The organism is Devosia algicola (assembly GCF_028816455.1).
In the GTDB taxonomy this organism is placed as follows: Bacteria; Pseudomonadota; Alphaproteobacteria; order Rhizobiales; family Devosiaceae; genus Devosia; species Devosia algicola.
On record NZ_CP118246.1, the window covers coordinates 1482226 to 1503321 of the forward strand.

At 57.0% G+C, this 21096-nt stretch carries 22 protein-coding genes; 5 read left to right on the forward strand and 17 right to left on the reverse strand.

What is annotated here, in order from left to right:
* Positions 1-50: 50 nt before the first annotated feature.
* Entirely contained in the window at positions 51-725 is a 675-nt protein-coding gene (locus PSQ19_RS07895) for a GntR family transcriptional regulator (protein ID WP_282220321.1), read from the reverse strand.
* Positions 726-1129: 404 nt separating this feature from the next.
* On the opposite strand from PSQ19_RS07895, the gene PSQ19_RS07900 reads away from it, so the two are divergent.
* On the forward strand, positions 1130-2089 hold the full coding sequence (locus PSQ19_RS07900) for an HpcH/HpaI aldolase family protein (RefSeq protein ID WP_282220322.1): 960 nt from the start codon (positions 1130-1132) through the stop codon (positions 2087-2089).
* 63 nt (positions 2090-2152) lie between these two features.
* On the opposite strand, the gene PSQ19_RS07905 is transcribed toward PSQ19_RS07900, so the two are convergent.
* From PSQ19_RS07905 to PSQ19_RS07925, 5 genes are all read right to left on the reverse strand, one after another.
* Positions 2153-2695 carry a sulfatase-like hydrolase/transferase gene (locus tag PSQ19_RS07905; protein ID WP_282220323.1) on the reverse strand — a complete coding sequence of 181 codons (543 nt, stop codon included), beginning with the start codon at positions 2693-2695 and terminating at the stop codon, positions 2153-2155.
* A gap of 4 nt (positions 2696-2699) precedes the next feature.
* Positions 2700-3392: a sulfatase-like hydrolase/transferase gene (locus tag PSQ19_RS07910; RefSeq protein ID WP_282220324.1), complete on the reverse strand. Its 693-nt coding sequence runs from the start codon at positions 3390-3392 to the stop codon at positions 2700-2702.
* A gap of 157 nt (positions 3393-3549) precedes the next feature.
* On the reverse strand, positions 3550-4587 hold the full coding sequence (locus PSQ19_RS07915; RefSeq protein WP_282220325.1) for an aldo/keto reductase: 1038 nt from the start codon (positions 4585-4587) through the stop codon (positions 3550-3552).
* A gap of 2 nt (positions 4588-4589) precedes the next feature.
* Positions 4590-5534, reverse strand: a complete 945-nt coding sequence (locus tag PSQ19_RS07920; RefSeq protein ID WP_282220326.1) for an amidohydrolase family protein — start codon at positions 5532-5534, stop codon at positions 4590-4592.
* A 33-nt stretch (positions 5535-5567) separates the two neighbouring features.
* Positions 5568-7001 carry a sulfatase-like hydrolase/transferase gene (locus tag PSQ19_RS07925; protein WP_282220327.1) on the reverse strand — a complete coding sequence of 478 codons (1434 nt, stop codon included), beginning with the start codon at positions 6999-7001 and terminating at the stop codon, positions 5568-5570.
* Between the two features lie 137 nt (positions 7002-7138).
* Between PSQ19_RS07925 and PSQ19_RS07930 the strand changes: the two genes are divergently transcribed.
* The gene (locus PSQ19_RS07930) at positions 7139-8068 is read left to right on the forward strand and encodes a LysR family transcriptional regulator (RefSeq protein ID WP_282220328.1); all 930 of its coding nucleotides are present in this window, start codon (positions 7139-7141) and stop codon (positions 8066-8068) included.
* Here PSQ19_RS07930 and PSQ19_RS07935 read toward each other — a convergent pair.
* Genes PSQ19_RS07935 through PSQ19_RS07950 form a run of 4 tightly spaced genes read right to left on the reverse strand, consistent with a single transcriptional unit; the run spans position 8011 to position 11321 of the window.
* Positions 8011-9426: a hypothetical protein gene (locus PSQ19_RS07935; RefSeq protein WP_282220329.1), complete on the reverse strand. Its 1416-nt coding sequence runs from the start codon at positions 9424-9426 to the stop codon at positions 8011-8013. The genes PSQ19_RS07930 and PSQ19_RS07935 overlap by 58 nt on opposite strands.
* Before the next feature lie 29 nt (positions 9427-9455).
* Positions 9456-10112, reverse strand: a complete 657-nt coding sequence (locus PSQ19_RS07940; RefSeq protein WP_282220330.1) for an RraA family protein — start codon at positions 10110-10112, stop codon at positions 9456-9458.
* Positions 10113-10156: 44 nt separating this feature from the next.
* Entirely contained in the window at positions 10157-10465 is a 309-nt protein-coding gene (locus tag PSQ19_RS07945; protein ID WP_282220331.1) for an enolase C-terminal domain-like protein, read from the reverse strand.
* Between the two features lie 22 nt (positions 10466-10487).
* Positions 10488-11321, reverse strand: a complete 834-nt coding sequence (locus PSQ19_RS07950; RefSeq protein ID WP_282220332.1) for a mandelate racemase/muconate lactonizing enzyme family protein — start codon at positions 11319-11321, stop codon at positions 10488-10490.
* Positions 11322-11666: 345 nt separating this feature from the next.
* Between PSQ19_RS07950 and PSQ19_RS07955 the strand changes: the two genes are divergently transcribed.
* From PSQ19_RS07955 to PSQ19_RS07965, 3 genes are read left to right on the forward strand one after another with little or no spacing between them, the layout of a single operon-like run.
* Positions 11667-12065 (forward strand): LacI family DNA-binding transcriptional regulator, encoded by a 399-nt coding sequence (locus PSQ19_RS07955; RefSeq protein ID WP_282220333.1) that lies wholly within the window; start codon positions 11667-11669, stop codon positions 12063-12065.
* Positions 12046-12756, forward strand: coding sequence for a substrate-binding domain-containing protein (locus PSQ19_RS07960; protein ID WP_282220334.1), 711 nt, complete (start codon positions 12046-12048; stop codon positions 12754-12756). The genes PSQ19_RS07955 and PSQ19_RS07960 overlap by 20 nt, the downstream gene beginning before the upstream one ends.
* A 59-nt stretch (positions 12757-12815) precedes the next feature.
* Positions 12816-13658, forward strand: a complete 843-nt coding sequence (locus tag PSQ19_RS07965) for an aldose epimerase family protein (RefSeq protein ID WP_282220335.1) — start codon at positions 12816-12818, stop codon at positions 13656-13658.
* Between the two features lie 62 nt (positions 13659-13720).
* On the opposite strand, the gene PSQ19_RS07970 is transcribed toward PSQ19_RS07965, so the two are convergent.
* From PSQ19_RS07970 to PSQ19_RS08000, 7 genes are all read right to left on the reverse strand, one after another.
* The gene (locus tag PSQ19_RS07970) at positions 13721-14890 is read right to left on the reverse strand and encodes a mandelate racemase/muconate lactonizing enzyme family protein (RefSeq protein ID WP_282220336.1); all 1170 of its coding nucleotides are present in this window, start codon (positions 14888-14890) and stop codon (positions 13721-13723) included.
* An 8-nt stretch (positions 14891-14898) separates the two neighbouring features.
* The gene (locus tag PSQ19_RS07975; RefSeq protein WP_282220337.1) at positions 14899-15177 is read right to left on the reverse strand and encodes an aldehyde dehydrogenase family protein; all 279 of its coding nucleotides are present in this window, start codon (positions 15175-15177) and stop codon (positions 14899-14901) included.
* Positions 15152-16333, reverse strand: a complete 1182-nt coding sequence (locus PSQ19_RS07980; protein WP_282220338.1) for an aldehyde dehydrogenase family protein — start codon at positions 16331-16333, stop codon at positions 15152-15154. Before PSQ19_RS07980 ends, PSQ19_RS07975 begins: the two co-directional genes overlap by 26 nt.
* Positions 16334-16537: 204 nt before the next feature.
* Entirely contained in the window at positions 16538-17272 is a 735-nt protein-coding gene (locus PSQ19_RS07985; protein ID WP_282220339.1) for a FadR/GntR family transcriptional regulator, read from the reverse strand.
* 125 nt (positions 17273-17397) lie between these two features.
* Positions 17398-18168, reverse strand: a complete 771-nt coding sequence (locus PSQ19_RS07990) for an SDR family NAD(P)-dependent oxidoreductase (RefSeq protein ID WP_282220340.1) — start codon at positions 18166-18168, stop codon at positions 17398-17400.
* A gap of 99 nt (positions 18169-18267) precedes the next feature.
* A complete protein-coding gene (locus tag PSQ19_RS07995; RefSeq protein WP_282220341.1) occupies positions 18268-19371 on the reverse strand; it encodes a mandelate racemase/muconate lactonizing enzyme family protein in 1104 nt (367 codons plus the stop codon).
* Between the two features lie 92 nt (positions 19372-19463).
* Positions 19464-20933 carry an aldehyde dehydrogenase family protein gene (locus tag PSQ19_RS08000; protein ID WP_282220342.1) on the reverse strand — a complete coding sequence of 490 codons (1470 nt, stop codon included), beginning with the start codon at positions 20931-20933 and terminating at the stop codon, positions 19464-19466.
* Positions 20934-21096: the final 163 nt, after the last annotated feature.

The following is a 21096-nucleotide window of genomic DNA, read 5'->3' on the forward strand; positions in this document are numbered from 1 at the left end:
CCAGAATATCGGCGCGATAGGTCACTTCGGCATAATAGATAATCCGGTCATCACCATTGCGAGATCACCCGGCGGATATGGGCCACCGGGTCGCCGGCGGGATATTCGAGCTGAACCGAAGTGTCCTCGTCGCACTTGCCAAATCGGACATATTGATTGACGTGGGCGATGTCGTCGGCAGCAATCTCATTGAGCACTGGGATGGCCAATTCGACCCGAAACCGATCCGGCGACCGCGCAAACACCGCTTCATCCAGATATAACGAAATTACGCAATAGCGCAGTTCGTCGCGCAAATGGACGCGCTGAATGTAATAGTAGGTGTTGGCCAGAGTGCCCGGCAAATCACCAATGACGGGCATGCCGGTGCCTTCTGCGATATTGGTCACCGCCGGTCGATCCAGGCGCAGGGCCGAATTGAGATTGTCAAATTTGGTCTCGAGCTTAAGCGGCCGATGCCCGCGCGCCTTGTCGGTCACAATCGTGCCCCGACCGCGTTCCGGGCGCAGCAGCCCCTCATCAGCGAGGATTTTTACGGCATCACGAACCGTGACGCGGGCAACACCCAGTGCCTCGGTCAGTACATCAAGCGACGGCAGAACATCGTTGGGCTGCCAAAGCCCCTCGGTCAGGTGGCGCCTGAAGTGATCGACGACCTGCATATAGAGTGGCTGCCCGCTTCGGCGGGAGCTCTGAAATGCTTTGATCTGCTGTAAACTCGCCAACGCCTGTTCCATTTCTGCGATTGCGCCCCTCGTTCAAATTGTATAGTCCTACTTATAGAACCTTTGCAACCTCAAAAGTACCACTAATAGGATGTTTATTTGCAACGGCACCGAGCAGCGCATTTTTTGGCGTCACCTGAGAGCGATTTCAGCCGTCACCCGCCCGGAACGCCCAATATTTTCCTCGACCCTACAATCGGGATAATTTGTGCAAACGTCAACATCATATGTTTGAATATTTCTTGGAAAAGCTGAATTTTTCACTCATACCTGTCAATAACGCCTCAAAACCGGCCACACGAAACCATCACCGACCCCAATTATATGTGCAAACGTTTATCGATTTCACCCGCACTAACAAATAGTCGCCTCACCTTCCTCAATATCGAACACAGGCCAATGTCATGAACGACACACCCGTCCGCCCGCACTACCCCGACATCACCAACCCCATGCGGCGAGCGCTGCAGGAAAACCGCGCCAAAATTGGCATCTGGTCGCAGCTGAACTCGACCAACGCCATAGAGGGGCTGGTCTGGGCGGGGTTTGATTGGCTGCTGATCGATTGCGAGCACGCCCCTATCGAGTTGAACGATGTCATTTCCCACCTTCGGGTGCTCGACGCCTCACCTACCATTCCGATTGTACGCCTGACCCTCAACAACGAACTTTTGCTCAAACGCCACCTCGATGCAGGTGTCCGAAGCTTTATGCTGCCGTTTGTCCAAAATGCCGAGGAAGCCAAGTCAGCGGTCGATGCCATGCATTATCCACCCAGGGGCAAGCGCGGCATGGCGGGCATGCACCGCGCCAACCGATATGGCGCCGTGCCCGACTATTTCGCCAAGGCTTCCGAGAGCCTGTTTCTGATCGTACAGATCGAAACCGGTGAAGCCCTGGATAGGCTTGAAGAAATTCTGGCTGTCGATGGTGTCGACGCGGTGTTTTTCGGCCCGACCGACTTGTCCGCCAGTCTTGGCTTCCCGGGACAGGGCGGCACCGAAAAATTTACCAAAATTGTCAGTGCAGCGCTGGAGCGGGTACGCAAGACCGATAAATTTGCGGGCACGCTGGCGCTGTCCCCGGCTCAAGCCAACAGCTTTCTGGAGGCCGGCTTCGACTTTGTTTCGGTTATCAGCGACTGCGCCCTGCTGTTCGGCAACGCCCGCCAAACGGCGGCGAGGCTACCGTCAGCGCTAACATCTGGCGACCTGTCACTATTGCAACGCCGCAGATCGTTCGCGTCGACATTGTCGCGGCAATTGCCATACCGGGCATGTGACTACCGACCGAGATTGTGTCATCGCGCCAGCGGGTCGCCAACATCGGTTTGCCATTCGATCAGCGCAGCACTCAGGCGCTGATGGACCTCGTTCATTGCTGGCACGAACGCCAGATTTGTGGTTTCGCCGGGATCAGATTTAAGGTCAAAAAGTTGGTCTAGGGCCGCCCCTGCGCTTGGCGTCGGTAACTCGGGCAGGCTCGTCATCGCTATGGTCGCCCTGTTCATAATAGCGGATCAGCTTGTAACGCTCATCGCGAACCATACGCTGCCCCATGCGATAGGCGGCGCCAAAACGCTGCCTTGGCGCCGCGCCATCACCATTGATTATTGGTAACAAGCTGACCCCTTCAGAATTTTCCTCAACCGGCACCCCTGCCAAGTCAAGAACGGTCGCGCGCGTATCCGCGTGCCACACCAGAGGCGACAATCTCTGTCCACCCTTGATCCCCCGACCAGCAATTATCAGCGGAATATTGAGGCTGTGCTCATATAGGTTTTGCTTGCCCATAAGCCCGTGTTGGCCCAGTGCCAACCCATGGTCCGCCGTGTAAACAACCACGCAATCATCAAGCAGACCGGCGCGGTCTGCCGTCACCAGAATATTGCCGATGGCATCGTCGAGATGCGCGATCATCCCGTAATAATCCGCCAGATGCTGGCGTATCGCTTCCGGCGTCCTTGGCATTGTCTCAAGCAGGCTCGTCGCGCACCACGGACTCGCCATTGTCGAAGGGATGAATGGGCAGGAAATTATCAGGTAGTGAAACGATTGCCGGATCGACTTTGAACCGGTCTGGCGGCGTGCGCGGATCATGTGGCGCGGTAAATGCGACATAAAGACAGAACGGTTCCTCGCTACCAACGCTTTCAAGGAACGTTTTCGCCGATTGTTCGAACAGATCAGTAGACAGTCCTGTCTCCAGCCGCGGTTTGGTTGTCGCATAGGCACCATCAGGATCAAAATCGTGCAGCGGCACCTTGTCATGGTCGCTCATGCCGCCAAAAAACAGCCTCTCACCGGAGGAAAATGACCGCTCGAATGCGCCAAAGTCGTTGTGCCATTTGCCGATCGCATGTGTTCTGTAACCCGTCTCCCGAAGCCGTTGCGGGAAGGTATCAAACGTCTCCGGGATCCCGATCGCGGGCTCATCGGCGCTGCCGCCGCCAAGCGCAAATATGTTACGCCCCGACATCAGGGATGCACGGCTGGGCACACAAACCGCCGGGTGCAGGCTGCCCTGACAATGCGCATTGTCAAATACGGCACCCGATTTTGCCAATCGATCCAGATTGGGTGATTGAACCTCGGGGCAGTTAATACCAATCGATTCAAATCGATGGTCATCAGCAATGATGAAAATGAAGTTTGGGCGGCGTGACATGCGCTCTCTCAGGTTGCATCAATAGGAAAACGCCGGATTGCCCCTAATGCCGGGCATCGCGCGACAGAACCTATGAAATTTTCAGCAATATTCCAAAATTTATGACTGATTGATCAGTGAGTTTCAACTAATTTATTAGATGGCACCGCCGATACTCTCACTGAAGCGTCAGACCCGCGTCGATAAGGCCAACCGACTGCAAGTCGGCAAAGAGCGCGTCCGGTACGTTCTGCGTGAAGGCGGCAACACACTCACCAACTTCTTCCGCCGTGCGCATGCCGGGCACAATAGTGGCAACCGCCGGGTGCAACAGCGGAAACTGCAATGCCGCCGCCGCCATGCTTACCCCATGATCCGCACAAACGCGCCTGATGGCACGAACTCTGTCCAGTACCTCCTGATCGGGCTTTTTATACATGTAAAAGGCCTTTGCCGGCTCCTTGGCGACCAGCAGACCGGAGGCGAAGGGACTGCCAAGCAGAATCCTTATATTTCGGTTCTGGCAATAGGGCAGGAAGCTTGCGGTAGCGCCTTGATCCAACAGGTTGAAGTGCCCAGCCATCATGAAGCAATCGAAATCGCCGGCACGCGCAAACCGCTCGCACATTGCCAACGAGTTGTTGCCGACGCCAATTGCCTTGATCGTACCCTCACGGCGCAATTGCTCCAGTGCCCGATAGCCTTCGGCCATGCATTGGCTGAACAATGCCTCAAGCGCTTCAGGCTCGTGATTGTTGGGATCAATGTTATGGATATGCAATATGTCGATCGACGCCAGCCCCAGTCGCTGCATACTGTCTTCGACTGAGCGCATGACGCCATCATAGCTATAATCGTTGGTCAGCGAAAACGGTAACGGGTCTTCAAATATCCCCGCCATGGGATCTGCCTTTAGCGCCTTGTCGGGCGCCGGCACCAGGCGTCTGCCGACCTTGGTTGACAGCACAAAACTATTTCGTGCCACCTCACGCAATACAGCGCCCAACCGATGCTCGGCCAGCCCATGGCCATATAGGGGCGCGACGTCAAAATATCTGATACCCAGATCATATGCGCAGGTAATTGCTGCGGCAGCTTCGGAATCGCTTAGCTTGGTCGGATAATTCCCCAATGGCACGCCGCCATAGGCGAGACGGGAAACCCGCAGGCCGGCCTTACCGATAGAAGCCGCTGAATCCTGAATGCCTAATGCCATAATTAGGTCCTTGGTGTTGTAATCGGGTCGGAAATATCTAGTCGATAGACCCGCGCAGCCGTCTTTCGAAAAACCGCATCGAGTGCAGCATCGCCCTGTTCACCGACGATTTGTCCGTATCCCGCCAACAGTTTAGGATAGCTAGAGAACAGACCGTCGACCGGAAAATTGCTGCCAAACATCACCCGATCAGCCCCGAAGCACATCAACAGGAACTCGACGAACGGCCGCAGACTGGCAATACTCCAGCGCCAATCGGTCATTGGCAGTCCCGACAATTTCGCCGTAACATTGTGGCGTTTGGCCAAAGCGCGAATACCGCGCCGCCACGCGTCCACGCCCGAAGCACTTCGATCCAGCGGCAATCCGGCATGGGTCAATATGATCGACAAATCCGGAAACGCATCGGCCATGTCCGCTGCCGCGGCCATTATTGGCTGTGGCGCCTGCAAGTCAAAGCTCAGACCGCGCTCCATTACCGCGCTCATCCCACGCCGGAATCCATCGTCGGCCAACAGCGCCGCCCCCGACGGCGCGGTAGCCCGCCCGGTCATCACCCGCACCCCGCGAAAACGTGGCGAGCGCATATGAGTATCAAGGGTTGTTTCAACGCCCTTATCAGTCAGATCGGCATAACCAACGATGGCTGATGGCACACCATGGCGATCGGCGTGCTGGTCCAGCCAAGCAGTTTCGCCCGCACTGTCGTTGAACCCGTCCCAATGAGCTTCGATGTGAACCGAGGCCAGCAACCGGATGGGTCCCAGATCGGCCAGATAGTCCGGACCACAATAGCTACGTCTGATCGCCTCATAGTCGCCAAAATGCGCATCGACCAGCCGGTCCTGCAACCACGGATAGCGGTTGGCATCCAAATCCCACAAATGGTGATGGCTATCCACCAGGGGGCCGATACGCGCAATGATGTCGGCCTGCGCGTCAACCATGCATGTGCCCCACTACCTTGACCATGAGCGCAGCTACCTGCCGGCTCGCACTCGAACGCCGGGCGGCGGCGAAAATCCATAATCCTCTCGCGCCAATATCGCGGCCTCGCCGCCCAGCGCATCAATGCGTCGCCGCTGTTCGGCCAAAGCATCGAGATGCACGGCGTCGGGGTCGAGTCGCGACTGCAGCATGGCCAGACATTGTTTGACCTGATCGGCATGTGCCGGATCATCGGCCAAATTCTGCAACTCCTCAGGGTCAGACTCAAGATCGAACAATTGGGCATCATAAAGCGCATAATGGACATATTTCCATTTACCCCAGCGCAGCATATAGGCGCCGCTACGCGAACCCGTGCCGTGATATTCCGAAATCACCGAAACATCATCATCGCTGAACAGATCGACCTCGCCAAAACCCTGGGAACTGCACCCCGTCGCGTCGAGAATAAACCGCGACACATCGATCAGCGAGCGCGGCTGTTCGCGTACAGCACCCGCTTCTATATCAGGCCCACACACGATGAGCGGAATGCCCACTGACTCTTCATAAAGTGTGCTCTTGCCCCACAACCCGCGCGCGCCCAGATTGTCACCATGATCACTGGTATAAACAATGCGCGTCTGCTCGCTGAGCCCCGACGCAGCAAGCGATTTGATGACCTCACCGACCTGATGATCCACAAAGCTGCAAAGCCCCATATAGCCAGCAATTGCCCGTTTGACGTCAGCGTCGGTCTTGAAAAAGCGATCATAGGCAAATACCGACTGGTAGTCGTTCAGATACGGGTGCTGCGGACGCTGATCGTTAGGATATTGCTTCGGCATGTCGATCTGCGTCTGATCGTAGCGATAATAAAACTCCGGCGGAGCCGTCAACGGGAAGTGCGGCGCCACCAGCGACACGAATAGAACCCATGGCTTGTCGGTTATTTGTGGCGCTGTTTCGCGCAGCCAAATCTGCGCCCTCGCCGAAATGTCTCGATCATAATTTGTGTAAACCGACTCGCCGGGGCCTGCCATGTCGGCCATCTTGTTAGCCGCGCCGCGCTCAATGTTACGATCCCGGATCAGCCCCAACACATCACCTTGGCCATCAACGATGTTCATCGGCATTTCTGAGTGCGAAAACCCGTTGTCATCGCCCTCCGCCCCGCGAAAATGCAGTTTGCCAATGGAGTGCACATGATGCCCCGCATTCCGGAGCCGGTGGTGCCAGCTTTCTTGCTCACCATCATAGGCGCAGGCATTGCACCACGCCCCAACATCGCGGATTGGCCTGCCGGTCGCGAAAGCCGACCGCGCCGGAACGCAGAGCGGACTGGGTGTATAGGCCGCGGTAAATCGCGTTCCTCGCGCCGCCAAAGCATCAATATTGGGAGTTTGCACCAACCGGTGGCCGCTTGCGCCCAAATAGTCACGTCGATGCTCGTCCGCCATGATGACGATAAGATTTTGCGGTTTCAATAAATTGCCCTCCACACCGGCCGACACAACGCGCTTTGCACCGGTGCATAGTACATCTCACCCAATAAATACCGCCAATATTCATTTCATGATGCTATTATACCGTATCGATATCAATCGAGCGTGAGCTTCCGACCATGGAAATGCACCAGATCCGGTACTTTATCGCCGTTGCCGAGGAGTTACATTTCAGCCGGGCGGCACAGCGCGAGCATGTCTCGCAACCCCCGCTCAGTTTGCAAATCAAGAAACTGGAAGATGAGTTGGGTGTCGTCCTGTTTGAGCGCACCAAGCGGCACGTCAAACTGAGTGAGGCCGGCGCCGCATTCCTGCCTGCCGCGAGAGCCATCCTTGAAAGCGCCAAGGTCGGGCGCCTCGCCGCCGAGCGGGCCCATCGCGGCGAAACCGGACGGACAAGCATTGGGTTTGTCCATTCCGCCTCAATTAGCTATTTGCCAAAGCTTATCGGCCCATTTCGCCAGAAATTTCCTCAAACAGGGATCGAATTTCACGAGATGAGCGTCAGCGAGCAGATCGACGCACTGGCCATTGGCGCCATCGACGTGGGCATAGTGCGACCGCCGGTTCTGGACCCTACGATTGTCAGTTTTTCCGTTCAGCGCGAAGGCTTTTGCGTAGCCGTGCCCATAGCGCACCGGCTCTGCGGCAAAACTTCGGTCACAATGTCCGACCTGCGCGACGAGAATTTTGTCTTCTATCCCCGGCACCGGTCGCCCGCCTTTTACAATCAGCTGATAAGCCTGTGCGCCAGCGCCGGTTTTTCACCCCAAATCGCGGTGGAAGCCAATACCATGTATACCGCTATCGGCTTGGTCGGCACCGGCGTCGGTATCGCCCTGCTGCCGCAAAGCATATCGATGATCGCAGCACCCACGGTCCGTTACATTGATCTAGCCGACACCAGTTTCCAGTCCGAACTTTGTCTGGCCTACCGCCCCGACAATCCGAGCCGCGCTGCCAAGGCGCTGGTCGACTTCGCGCGAACCCCTCAGATGCTACCCGACACGACCGCCGCCAAAGCATCGATCTTGGCATCGCTCATATAGCAGTAGCGATTGATTTCCGCATGCCGCCCCGAGGCATCCCAGACCGCCTTGAACCGATCGACCACATCCGAAATGGGCCCATAGGCATGGGAAATACCCGCAATCGGCACCGTCGCAGCCGCCTGCATCGGCGCGAGTTTCGTCGCTATGCTAGCGGCGGTGATACCGTGTCCCTGACCGGGCTCTGGATAGATAAAATCACCCGTCTTTTCATATCCTCGACTTCGCGCCAAAAACAGTTGCGACAACTTCGCCGCGATCGCCATATCCTGATCCGGCGTGGCCGGCACCAGATGGCTCGCATAATTGGCCAGCATCATTGGCCAATGCATTGTGTAGAATTTAACCGCCAATCCGTGCGCATGTCGGGATAGCGGCTTGACGGCAAATCCCGATAATTGATCCCAGGGCGTCGGAAACCCCTGCAGGATGACTTTCTTGGTGCCTCCACTCGCCTCGTCGACACATTGCCGCAAAAACGCTGCATAGCGCTCAACCAGATGAGTTCGCAACGCCAGATGGTCCGCAACCGCGGGACAATAGTGGGTAAGTTTCGCCAACGCCTCATCAAAATCTGTCGCGCCGCCAAGCCCCAAGTCTGGCAAATTGCCACCCAATATTTTTTCCAGCAACCCCGACATTGCCTCGGCCAATGGATCAAAATCCAAGCCGAGCGCCACTGCATACGGGCGAACTTGTGGGTTATAGTCGGCAAACAATGCCAAAAAGTGATAGGGCGGATACTCGGGCCAATCAAATTTGAAGGCATCCACGTCAGGATAGTGGCGGCTCAAATCGACAATAAGCGCACGCATATAGTCGCGCACGCCGCGCGCCGCCAGACTGGCGTTCTTGTCCACTCGTTGCGGCAATATTCGGCCATCAGGCAGCATCGGTTCATCGGTCGCGCTGGGACCACCAAACTGAACCCGCAGGCAGGGCGGGATCGCCGCCATGATCTGCAAATACACTTCCACCCCGCGTTTTTTCGCTAACGACACAAAGTCGCCGACAAGGTGCCCCTCCCGGCGCGTGAGATCATCGGCCGGTTGCGGCGCGTAACCGATGTTGGCATAGAGCCGATCATCGGGCACAAAACTGGGTGACGCACGCATGAAAACCGCATTGGCGCCCCACAACGGGCGATCCAGTATACGAACAGCACCAGCGCCAGCATCCGCCGGTGGTTCTCGCAAACCTTCCCCCGGCTGCGTTTGAGCGGCAACATAGGGCGAGGTGGTAAGCTGATTGGCACCAAGCCCGCCAACCAATCGGTCAAGAACCGCCTCGGCGCCCTCGCTTTGTACATATTCGGGCATCACGGTTACGCCCAGCGTGTACTTGCCTACCACAGCCATTCCCCGATCTCGCCCACGATCAACCGCGCCTAAATCCGGCCAAATTCAGCCAGAAGATCGTCAATTGTCTTGCCTTTGGCCACCCATTCGCGTGTTGCCTGCTCGCGATCGGCCTGTTCCTGGGCCAGACCCACGATCCGCTCCGCTTCCGCCAGCGGCACGACCACAACGCCGATAGTGTCTGCAACAACAAAATCGCCTGGCTGCACCACCACCCCGCCGCAACTGATCGGCACATTGATCGACAATTCCTCCTTGCGCTGGGAGAACATCGTGTGGGTACCGCGCGCGGTAATGGCGCGTGTCCAGATCGGCCAGCCGATGTCTTCCAACTCGTCAATATCGCGTCCGGCACCGTCAACGATCATACCACGGATGCCGCGATTTTTCGCCAACCCGCCCATCAGCCCACCGCAAACCGAGGTTTGCATGTCGCCACCGGCATCCACCACTATGATGTCACCATCAGTACCCATTTCCAGCGCCTTGAGCGGATCGACAAGATCGCCCTTCGACAGTTGCACGGTCAGCGCCTGCCCCACCGTCTTGGCACGAAAGGGCGGCTTGATGCCGGAATCCATCACCCCGGTACGGTAGAGCGCATCGGCAAAAATGCAGGCTCGCCGAATAGCTTTTGACCACCGCGTCAAACTTGGCCAACAGATCAGGGCGGCGCTCAAAATCATTATAAACTTGCAGCATTCAATTCGACCTTTCAGGCAAAAACATATCAGTAGCTGGTGATGGCGCGTACTTTGTCTTCATTGACGTCGACCCCCAGTCCCGGGCGATCATCGGCAACAAAATGACCGTCCACCACATCAGGATAGACGTCGGCGAATGATGATTTTATCGGCATGGCATGGTGGCCATGCTCCATGATTTGCAGGCGTGGTGACGCCAGCGACACATGCAGCCCCGCCGCAATTGCCAATATGCAACCTGCCCCGATGTGCGGTGCCATCGGCATGTTGTAATAGTCGCACAGCATGGCAATGCGCTTGCCTTCGCTGATCCCGGTGCGGCCTATATCGGGCATCGGCACGTCCAGCGCCCGGTTTTCAAACCAGGCTCTTCCACTCATAGGAAGTGCGCAGCCATTCCCCGCTCGCTACATCCATGTCGAGCGCCCGCGCCACCTCGGCATGACCTGAAATATCTTCGGGCGCAACCGGCGCTTCAAGCCAACTAACGCTCAGCTTTTCAAGGCCCCTGCCCAGCTGGATAGCTTCGGAAACCGAGCGCGTCGTGTGCACATCAACCATCAACTCAATATCGGCACCAACCCGTTCGCGCACCGCGCTGACAATATCGAGAATGCGAGCATTGCTGACCCGAAGATGCAGCTTCAGGGCCGTATAGCCTAGTCGCACCATTTCGGCGGACTGGTTCGCCATGATTTGCGGATCGGTGCCGCCAAACCCGGAATAGACCCTGACCTTGTCGCGATATCGCCCGCCCAAAAGCTTGTAGACCGGCTTGTTGAGCGATTTGCCGACAATGTCCCAAAGCGCCTGGTCGACACCCGACAATGCGTCAACGAAAAACCCAGTACCGTGACCGCGCTCGCGCATGGCGCTATAGCTGCGGTACCATAAATATTCCACGTCGTGAGGGTCATGCCCCATTATGACAGTCCGGCAGATATCCTCAACGACCGTCGCTGGCGTCCGTCGCCCCACCGGCGCAAAGGCTTCACCCCACCCCACAATACCGGAATCGGTTTCAATCCGGACCAATGTGGTTTCGATGTGCTTGGGATAGATCGAGGTCCATTGGTTGCGTGCGATGACATAATCGCCAAAATCGTTCATGTCCTCTTCGCGCAGGTTCTCCGTATACTCGTCCTCCCGCTTCAACTTGATCGGGAAAGCCTCAACTTTGGAAATCTTCATTCTTATCGAGCCCTAATATACGAAGCTACGTGCCGCACCCGTCTGCAAACAGTGCTGACAAGGCATTTTGAGCGCGGCCCACCGATCCATGAGCATCAAGACCAACGGCAAGCGCCTTGGAACGTCGTGCAAACGTCATCATTACCCAAGCTAATGTCAAGCAAATTTCCACCGCGCGGTAAACTCAATACGCGAAATGATTAGACTAGACACCGCATACATGGGCACTAACGCTCGCTGCAAACACCCACAATTCTATGCAAACGTCACCACAAAAGCTGATGGTCATCACACAGTTTTCATGCTAAGGAACGCCACTGATATAGGCGCAACCAGAGACCAGACATGACCAGCACCCCATCCCGGCCCCGCGCCACGATTCGCGAAGTTGCCGCCGCTGCGGGCGTATCCATGGGCACGGTATCGCGTGTGGCGAGCGGAAGCACACGCATCTCGGAGGCGACCCGCGCTCGCGTCGTGGCCGCCATGAAGGATCTGGCCTACCAGCCCAATGCCGCCGCCCGGGCCATGCGCACCAATGTGTCCAAGACCGTGGGCATGTTGGTACCCGATCTTGGCTGTCCCGTTTTTGTGCGCATGATTGCCGGGGTCAAGGAAGTGCTGGCGCAGCACGGCTACATGCTTTTCACTTTCTCATCAGAATCCGAAACGGCCCAGGAAATCAGTTTCCTCCAGGCCGCCCGTCAGCGCCAGGCTCGACGGTTTGATCGTTTCGGTCGTTGACGAAACATCGGCCGAAACCGCCCATGAACTTCAGATGATGGGCGTGCCCATCATTGTGGTGGATCGCGAAATCCAACTTGATGCCGACCGTGTCTTTGTCGAACACACCCAGGCGATGGATTCGCTCATGGCGCACCTCATTGCCATGGGGCACCAGCGTATTGGCCTTGTAACTGCGGCACTCAACCGACCCGGTCGCCATCGAGTGGCGGCCTATCGTCGAGCGCTGCAGCAGGCAGGCATCACTATTGACCCGGACCTGATGCGTATTGATGGTGCCGGGCGCGGCGCCGCCTACGGCACGTCGGAAACCTATGACCTTTTGACAAATGGCGCAGCGCCCACGGCCCTTATTGCAGCAGGCAGCGACTTTTTCTTTGGCGCGTTGAAGGCCGTGCGGGCCCTGGACCTTTCCATTCCGGACGATTTGTCCTTTGTCGGCGCTGACGATACTGAACTGGGTGAAATTGCCGGCCCGCCAATTACCGCCATTGAACGCGATATGCGCGAAGTTGGTCGCATGGCCGCCAAATTGTTGCTGGACCGGTTCACCGGAAACGCCCTGCCCCCCAGAACGATCATTCAATCCAGTCAGTTGGTGCTGCGTAAATCAATCGCCAAGGTGCAGCCTGCTACCCAACCTGCCGCATCCAAGAGCCGTGCCGAGCCTTTCGTCGCAGCGGGCGGCTGATTGTCCAATGATCGGAAATTTGGCACCAGATTGATACGCTCGTACGCCGGGGAACATTTATGGCAATTGCGTCCAATACTACCCAAATCAAAAAGCTGGGGTCCGACGAACTCGAGATTCAAGTTGCCCCCGATTTTGGTGCCAGAGTGATCTCGCTTGTCGATTGTCGTAGCGGCCGAAACTGGTTGACCCAGGGCCCGATGGTCGGCGCGCAAGATAACGACGCAGATTTTACCGGCGACCCATCCCGGGGCTGGGACGAGTGTTTTCCTACCGTCAGTCGCTGTCTCGACCCGACTTGGGGTCGGAACCTGCGCGACCATGGTGATCTTTGGGCGCGCCGCTGGTCCCATACCAGCGCCCAGGGCCAAATTGCCTGCACCTATTCTGCGCCGGACTATACCTTCACGCGTAGCCTGACTCTGGACGGCGCCAGGCTGCAAGTCGACTACAAGCTTTCAGCAACCAGCCGCACACCATTGCCCTGGATTTGGAGCCAGCATTGTCTGTTGGCCTGCCAACCCGGCGAACGCTTCGAAATTGAGGGTCTGGGCGACATCCGCACCGACAGTGGTGAGTTGGCCGATTTGACGCCCATTCGCGGTATGGAGGATGGATTTGCGCAAAAATCATATGGCAAGGTTCGTGGACAGGCTCGAATAGGCGTCGTTGGGCCTCAGGGCAGCATTCATTTCACCTGGGCCGAAGAGGATGCCCCCTATCTTGGCCTATGGCTCTCCTATGGGGGTTGGCCAACCGATAATCCTACCCACCAGATCGCCATCGAGCCGACGACGGCCCCCGTTGGTCAACTGGATCAGGCCATCGCCCAAAACACCCATAAAGTACTGCAGCCAGATAGCAGCGTCGAATGGCAGATCCAGTTGGATGTTTCGGCCTGACCGGCAAGCCCGCTGGGGCAATACTGGCCTCGCGCAGTAGATATCTGGACCGAAGTTTGTGGTCAGACGTCGATTTCGAACCGCTTGATGAAATCCATGTCCGGCTCTACGCCGATCCCGGGTTGCGATGGAATTGTCACGCACCCATCATTGGCCTTGATCTGCCCTTGAATGTTCAGCGGCTCCTTGAGCAGTTCATCCCGAAACTTGTTGTCAGTCGTATCAAACTCAAGCATCGGCTCGCATTGGTGCATGCCTCCAGGCATCGGCGGCATGGCCGCCAGCAATTGCAGGTTGGTCGCCACCGCAATCGCCGACCCCCAAACATGGTTGATGACCGGCGTGAAATGGGCGTGGCAAAGCGCCAGCACGCGTAAATATTCGGAAATGCCACCCAGCGCACAGACCTCGGGTTGAGCAATATCAAGGCCGCGATTTTCAAGAATTGCCCGCCAGCCCCAGCGGTTGAATTCCGCTTCGCCGCCCGAAATGTTGACCTTGAGCCCCGCGCGTAGTTCGCGATAGCCATCATGATCTTCGGGAGCAATAGGTTCTTCAAACCAATAGGCATCCAGTTCCTCAAGCGCCCGCCCCACATAGAAGGCGTCATGAGTATTGTAGCAATGGTTGGCGTCGACCATGAAGCGAAACCCCACACCCACGCCCTTGCGCACCGCCGCTGCCAGTTCGACGTCAGGTCCAGGACCAAAACCCACCTTCATCTTGGCGGCGACAAACCCCATCTCCTTGATGGCCGCCGCTTCATCAACAAAGCGCGCCGCCAACGATTTGGCGTCCTCGCGCCTAAGCATCATGCCATAGCCGTAAACCGGCACTTTGGTGCGATGCGCGCCACCGATCAGTTTGTGAACCGGCAATCCCGCAACCTTGCCGGCAATGTCCCACAGCGCAATATCAACGCCCGACAAGGATTGCAGCGGCATCCCCTTCTGCCCGTGATCGCGCATTAGATTGTAAACCTTGTGCCAGATCACATCACGATCCAGCGGATCATCACCGATGATCATCGGCTGAATGACCTTTTCGACGATCCCCTTATTGGCCACGGCGATATTGCCGGGGCCAAAACATTCGCCCCATCCAGTCACGCCTTCGTCGGTTTCCACCTCAACCAGATGGGCGGAACGCTTGGCATAATATTGTTGGGAATAGCCCAACTCTTCAGGCAGGTCATATTGCAGGACATGGCTGGTGACGCGTGTGATCTTCATGATTTACCTCAGTTCGCCAGCGCGCGCGACACGCGTTTGGTCGCCAGATAGTCGTGCAATGCCAGATAGGAACAGTCGCAGCCCAGACCCGATTGCCTTATCCCGCCATGCGGCAGATCAATGCCGTACTTCACTCCATTGATCTGGATTTCTCCAAAGCGCAGCTTGGCTGAAAAATGCTCTGCACGCGCTAGGTCGCGGGTAAAGACATAGGCCGTCAGACCGGCGTCGGTATCGTTGGCCAGTTTTAGAACCTCATTGTCATTGGTGAACGACAAGATGTTCAACACGGGCCCGAAAATTTCCTGCTGATAGGCTCGCCATTTCGGGCGTCACCCCAACCAGCACTGTGGGCGCATAGAATTGGCCCGCACCCATCCCGTCCGAACGTCCACCGCCCGCCAAAACCGTCGCCCCCTTGGCTTTGGCGTCCCTAACCAATCCATCGATCCGGCTCCAGGCCGCCTTATCGATCACCGGGCCCATGTCGATATCACCCGAACGGTCATAACCAACCCTGATTTTCCTGACCCGATCCATGACCTTTTCGGTGAACTGATCCAGCACCGATGCGTCGACAAACACCCGGTTCGGCGTCACGCAGACCTGGCCGGCATTGCCGAACTTCACAGCACAAATGGTGTCAGCGGCCTGATCGAGGTCGGCATCGGCAAATACCAGGGCGGGCGCATTGCCCCCTAACTCCATCGAATAGCGCTTGATCGAACTCGCGCCCATTTTCATGATGTGCTTGCCGGTGTTGGTCGAACCAATAAGCGTCAGGAGCGCCGGGATTTTGGATGACGACAGCGTATCGCCAACCTCAATATCATCGCCGCAAATTATGTTGACCACGCCTGCCGGCAGCCCGATCTGGTGGCACAGCGCCCCCAGCGCGTAGGCGGACAACGGCGTCTTGAAAGAGGGTTTTATGATTATTGGACAGCCCGCCGCCATCGCCGGGCCGATCTTGAATGCCAGATTGAGTAACGGAAAATTCCACGCAATATAGGCCACAACCACACCTACCGGCTCGTGAACCAAGGTGTGGGTGTGCGTACCTTCCCGATCAACCAGTGCTTCGGGACGAAATCGCGAAATCTCTTCAGCATAAAATTGCAGCGAATTGACCAGGCTGTCGAAATCCTCCTGCGTGCTCGCCCACGGCTTGCCCATTTCCAGATGAATGCATTCGCGTAAATGTTCTTCATTGGCTATGACCGCGTCGCGTAACTTCCCCATCCAGACCGCGCGCGCCGAAACGGACAGTCCGGACCACGATTCAAACGCGGCGTCTGCCGCCGTAAGGGCAGCTTCAGCATCCCCCGCCCCCGCCCACGCGATTGTTCCAACCACCTGGTCCGTGGCTGGACTGATGACATCAAAGCGCGAGCCACCCTGCAAAAGTTCGCCACCGACATACATTTTCATTTCCAGCGCCATCGCCAAGCTCCCATCCCATGCCGTCGACTTTTTCGGACCGCGTCGTGATCGACCATTGCTGCTGCGCCCCAAAAGCACCCGCATTACTCACACCTAATTAAACATCATACGTTTAATTGTCCAATCCGAATTTTGTTCTGGACGAAGTGCCGCTCACGCATAGCGAACATGAGATGTTGGGCGGGAGTGCCGGATATCCCGCTATTAGGTCGCCAGCGCCTGTTTGAGCCGCGAAATGGAATCCGCCAAATGCACCTCCATTGCCGATTCCGCCGCATCACCATCACCAGAATCTATCGCCGTCGCGACGTCTTGGTGAAACCGAAGCGATTTGCGGTTCTTGTTCGGGTCATTATTGGTCAGACGAATGCTCGACAGAAGCGCGGCATAAATCACCCCTTCCAGACCCTCAACATAGGGATTGTGCGCCGAGCGAAGAACGGCCCGATGAAAGCTCGCATCCGCTTCGATATAGTCTTGAATATTTGTCAGGTCGCGCTCCATGCGACCAACAGCTTGGAGGATGGTTTCCCGATCCTGCTCCGTGGCGCGTTCGGCGGCCCACCGCGCCGCCTTGGGCTCGATCGCCTGCCGCAAATCCATCAATTGCCATAGATTGACCGCGTCGGCCGGTGCGGTTTGGTGCCAAGCCAGAACATCGTCGTCAAAATGCCGCCATCGATGGCGCGGCAGCACCTTTGTGCCAATACCCCGGCGCGCTTCCACAAGGCCCTTGGCGCCCAAGACCTTGACGGCCTCCCGCACAACCGTTCGGCTAACTCTGAACCGCGCCGCGAGCGCATCTTCATCGTCGATCAGATCACCGGGAAGATATTCGCCAGCAACAATTCGGCGGCCAAGTTCGCGCACCACCTGCCCAGACAGGCTGGGGACCATGCTGCTTGACCCGATGAGATCGTAAAATAGGGTTTCACTCATACGAGTTTTATCAAAGTAATATGTTTGGCTGTCAACTCGCACAATTTGTGGGATCGCCGGCACCCAACGGAACATTATCGTAACAGATTGCGAAATCCGACGCGCGACCGCGCTGGTCACGCCGGCTAGCGTCCCATCCACCCGCCATCGACGGTAATGATTGAACCATGCATGTAGCTCGAGGCTTCAGATGCCAAAAACACTGCCGGTCCGGCAAAATCGCCCGAAGTGCCCCAGCGTCCGGCCGCAATGCGATCCAGAATGGATTTTGACCGGTCCGGGTCGTTGCGCAACGCTGCTGTATTGTCTGTATCGACATAGCCCGGCGCGATGGCGTTGACATTGATGCCCTGGCCCGCCCATTCGTTGGCAAAGGCCTTCACCAACTGCCCTACACCGCCTTTGGTCGCTGCATAGCCCGGCACGGTGATGCCGCCCTGAAACGTCAATATCGATGCGGTAAAAATGACTTTGCCGGCACCGCGCGCCAACATGCCGCGCCCGATCTCCCGTGTCAGGATAAACGGGGCTGACAAATTGACCTCGACCACCTCGTCCCAGATGTCATCGCCATGTTCCGCCGCTGGCGCGCGTTTGATCGTTCCGGCATTGTTGATCAATATATCGATCACGCGATGTTTGGCCGTTACCGTGCGCGCAAAAGCCAGCGTTGCGTTGCGATCGGAAAAATCACAGGCGTACCCGCTAAAGTCCCGGCCCAGCGCCCGAACAGCATCGCCGACGGCGCTGTTCGCCGGGTCGAGCGTTGCGCTGACACCAATGATATCGGCACCCGCTTCGGCCAGCGCTTCCGCCATGGCGCGACCAATGCCGCGCTTGGCGCCTGTTACTAATGCCGTTTTGCCACTCAGGTCGAACTTGTCCAAAATACTCATAATGACGATCCGACCTGGTTCATGATCAGGGTTTTCATCGATGCTGTGCTTTGGATCAATGCCTAAAACGCCATGCCAATGCTGTCCAGCGAACCCCTATCAGTAATCATCGCCTTTGCGTGAGGCCGCTTCCAAGCTATCCCAGTCAAATTCGACCCCAATGCCCGGCATATCGGGCGCAACGGCGCGTCCGTCGCGAACAACCAGCGGCCGCTTGGTATAGTGATCAATCGGAAATGAGTGCACCTCGATCCACCCCGCATTTGATTGGGCAGAAACCAGGCTGACATGCAACTCCTGCATGCCATGACTGCAAATTGGCATGCCTTTTTGCCGCGACAGCGCCGCGACCTGCAAGAAGCCGGTTATCCCACCGCAGTTGGACGCATCAGGCTGAATATAGGACAGTCCGGCATCGGCAAAGGCATACTCAAACTCGTGGATGGTATGCAGATTTTCGCCCATGGCCAGCGGCATGCCAGTGGCTGCGGCAATTCTTGCATATCCCTTATAATCGTCAGGAATCGTCGGCTCTTCAAACCACGTCAGATTGAAAGGCCGGAACGCCTCGGCCGCCGCGATTGCCTGGTCGACGCTCATCGAATAGTTGGCATCCACCATAAAGGCGATTTCTGGCCCAATCAGGTCGCGAACCGCTGCAACTCTTGCGACGTCCTCCGCCAGCGTGGGCTGGCCTACTTTGATCTTGACCCCGTTAAAGCCACGATCCAGATAACCGCGCACGCTGCCGAGCAGCTTTGGCAGATCGAACCCCAGATCGATGCCGCCGCAATAGGCGGCACAGGTGCTGGCGGCCCCGCCAGCCATTTGCATTAATGGCTGCTGACGCTGTTTGCCGCGAATGTCCCAAAGGGCGATATCGAGCGCGGATATGGCAAAGGCGGCAATGCCGCCGCGCCCCACATAGTGAATGTGCCAGCCCATCGCCTCATAGAGCGCTTCGACGGGCTCCGCATCCCTGCCGACCAGCATGGGTGCCAGATCATGCTCAATCATCGCCACAATAGCGCGACCACCCTTACCCCCGGTATAAGTATAACCGGTACCGGAAAGCCCATCATCAAGCGTGACCGTTGCCGTTATCAACTCAAAATGCGTGTGATCGCCATGCTTGGCATCAACCAGTACTTCCGCCAGCGGCACCGCAAATCGGCGGACCTTTACCGAGGCAATTGACGTCATGTTCAAACTTGTCCTTCTTTATGTAACATCACTCGCCCAGCCTCAGTCGCCAGGCGGGCAAGGCGATACCGGCCTGCCGCGCCATGGTTTATCTAGCCCCAGTTCACATAAAGCGTTTGCTTGCGCAAATAGCCGTCAAATCCGTATTTGCCATCCTCGCCCCCCAGTCCCGAATGCCCCCAGCCGGTATGAAATCCCTGAATGGCCTCGCCATTGCTGCGATTGAAATAGACTTCGCCAAACTTGAGCGCGCTGGGAAGTGCCAGCAAGCGCTTCATGTTCTGGGTAAACAGGTAGGCCGAAAGACCATACTCAGTGTCATTGGCCAGCGATATTGCCTGCTCGAAGCTGTCGACACGCATTGCCGGAACCACCGGACCAAACACCTCTTCCTGAACCAGCGGCGATGCGTTGTCGCGCACTTCTAGCACCGTGGGCGCGTACCAGTGGCCTTTGTCGTAGATGCCGCCGGTCAGCGGGCCACCTTCGAGCAACATCTCCGCCCCATCCCCCATGCCCCGATCAACGATGTCCTTGATCTTGTCGACCTCAAGTGCGCTAACCTTCGGCCCCATGTCGGGATCGTCCATTGGATCGCCAATCGTCAATGCCTTGGATGCAGCAACGAACTTGTCAAGGAATTGGTCCGCAATATCACGATGCAGATACATCCGTTCATTGCAGGTGCAAATCTGCCCGCAATTGGTGTAACGCGCCGCCACCGCCGCTTTTACCGCCGCGTCAACATCGGCGTCTTCCATGACGATGAACGGCGCCTTGCCGCCCAACTCCAGCCGCAAGACCTTGAGCCCCGCCGCCCCCGAACCATAAATTTGTTTGCCGGCGCGGGTACTGCCGGTCATGGTGATCAGGTCCGACAGCGGGCTTTCGACCAGCGCCTTGCCCACCACCAAACCCCGCCCTGTCACAACATTGATTACGCCGGGTGGAAAACCAACCCCGTGAGCCAATCGCGCCAACTCAAGGCCCGATAGGGGTGTAATTTCGTGGGCCAGCAAGACAAATGTGTTGCCCGTTACCAACGCCGGTCCCAGTTTGCGCGCCGCCAGCGCAGCCGGATAGTTCCACGCCGTCAGGCCGACGACCACACCATGCGGATGCCGCCTTATCTGTATCTCTTCATCCCGATTGTCCGAGGCAATGATATCGCCCTCGATGCGACGCGCATTTTCCGCCGCATAGCGCAGGAACGTCACCACCGCCCCGATTTCTCCGCGCGCCTGAGAGATTGGCTTGCCTTGCTCAAGCGTCACCACGCGCGCCAAGTGCTCGGCATTGGATGTCACGGCATCGGCAAGTCTGGCCACCAGCGCCCCACGCGTCGGCGCCGGCAGGGCGGCCCAGGCCGGTTGCGCCCGCCGCGCCGCTTCCAGTGCCAGCACCGCGTCTTCGATGGTGCCCTCTTCAATGGTCGCCAGCACTTGCTCGTTTGCCGGGTTTCGCACCTCGATCCGCTCACGGCCGCGAGCCCTCAGCCATGCCCCATCGACATACATGGTCTCATGGGCAATTTCTGTGCTGAAATCGTTGCGATTATCCATTACGCCGCTTTCATTTTGGTCCTACCATATAATTTCTATATAGATCTTAGACGCGATGCAAGGTCAAACCGTATCCAAATTCTTGTGACAAAACCCAGCAATTTCAATATTTACATTTACACTAGGCATTAGATTGTGAATAATTTGGTTTACCAAATGCGGC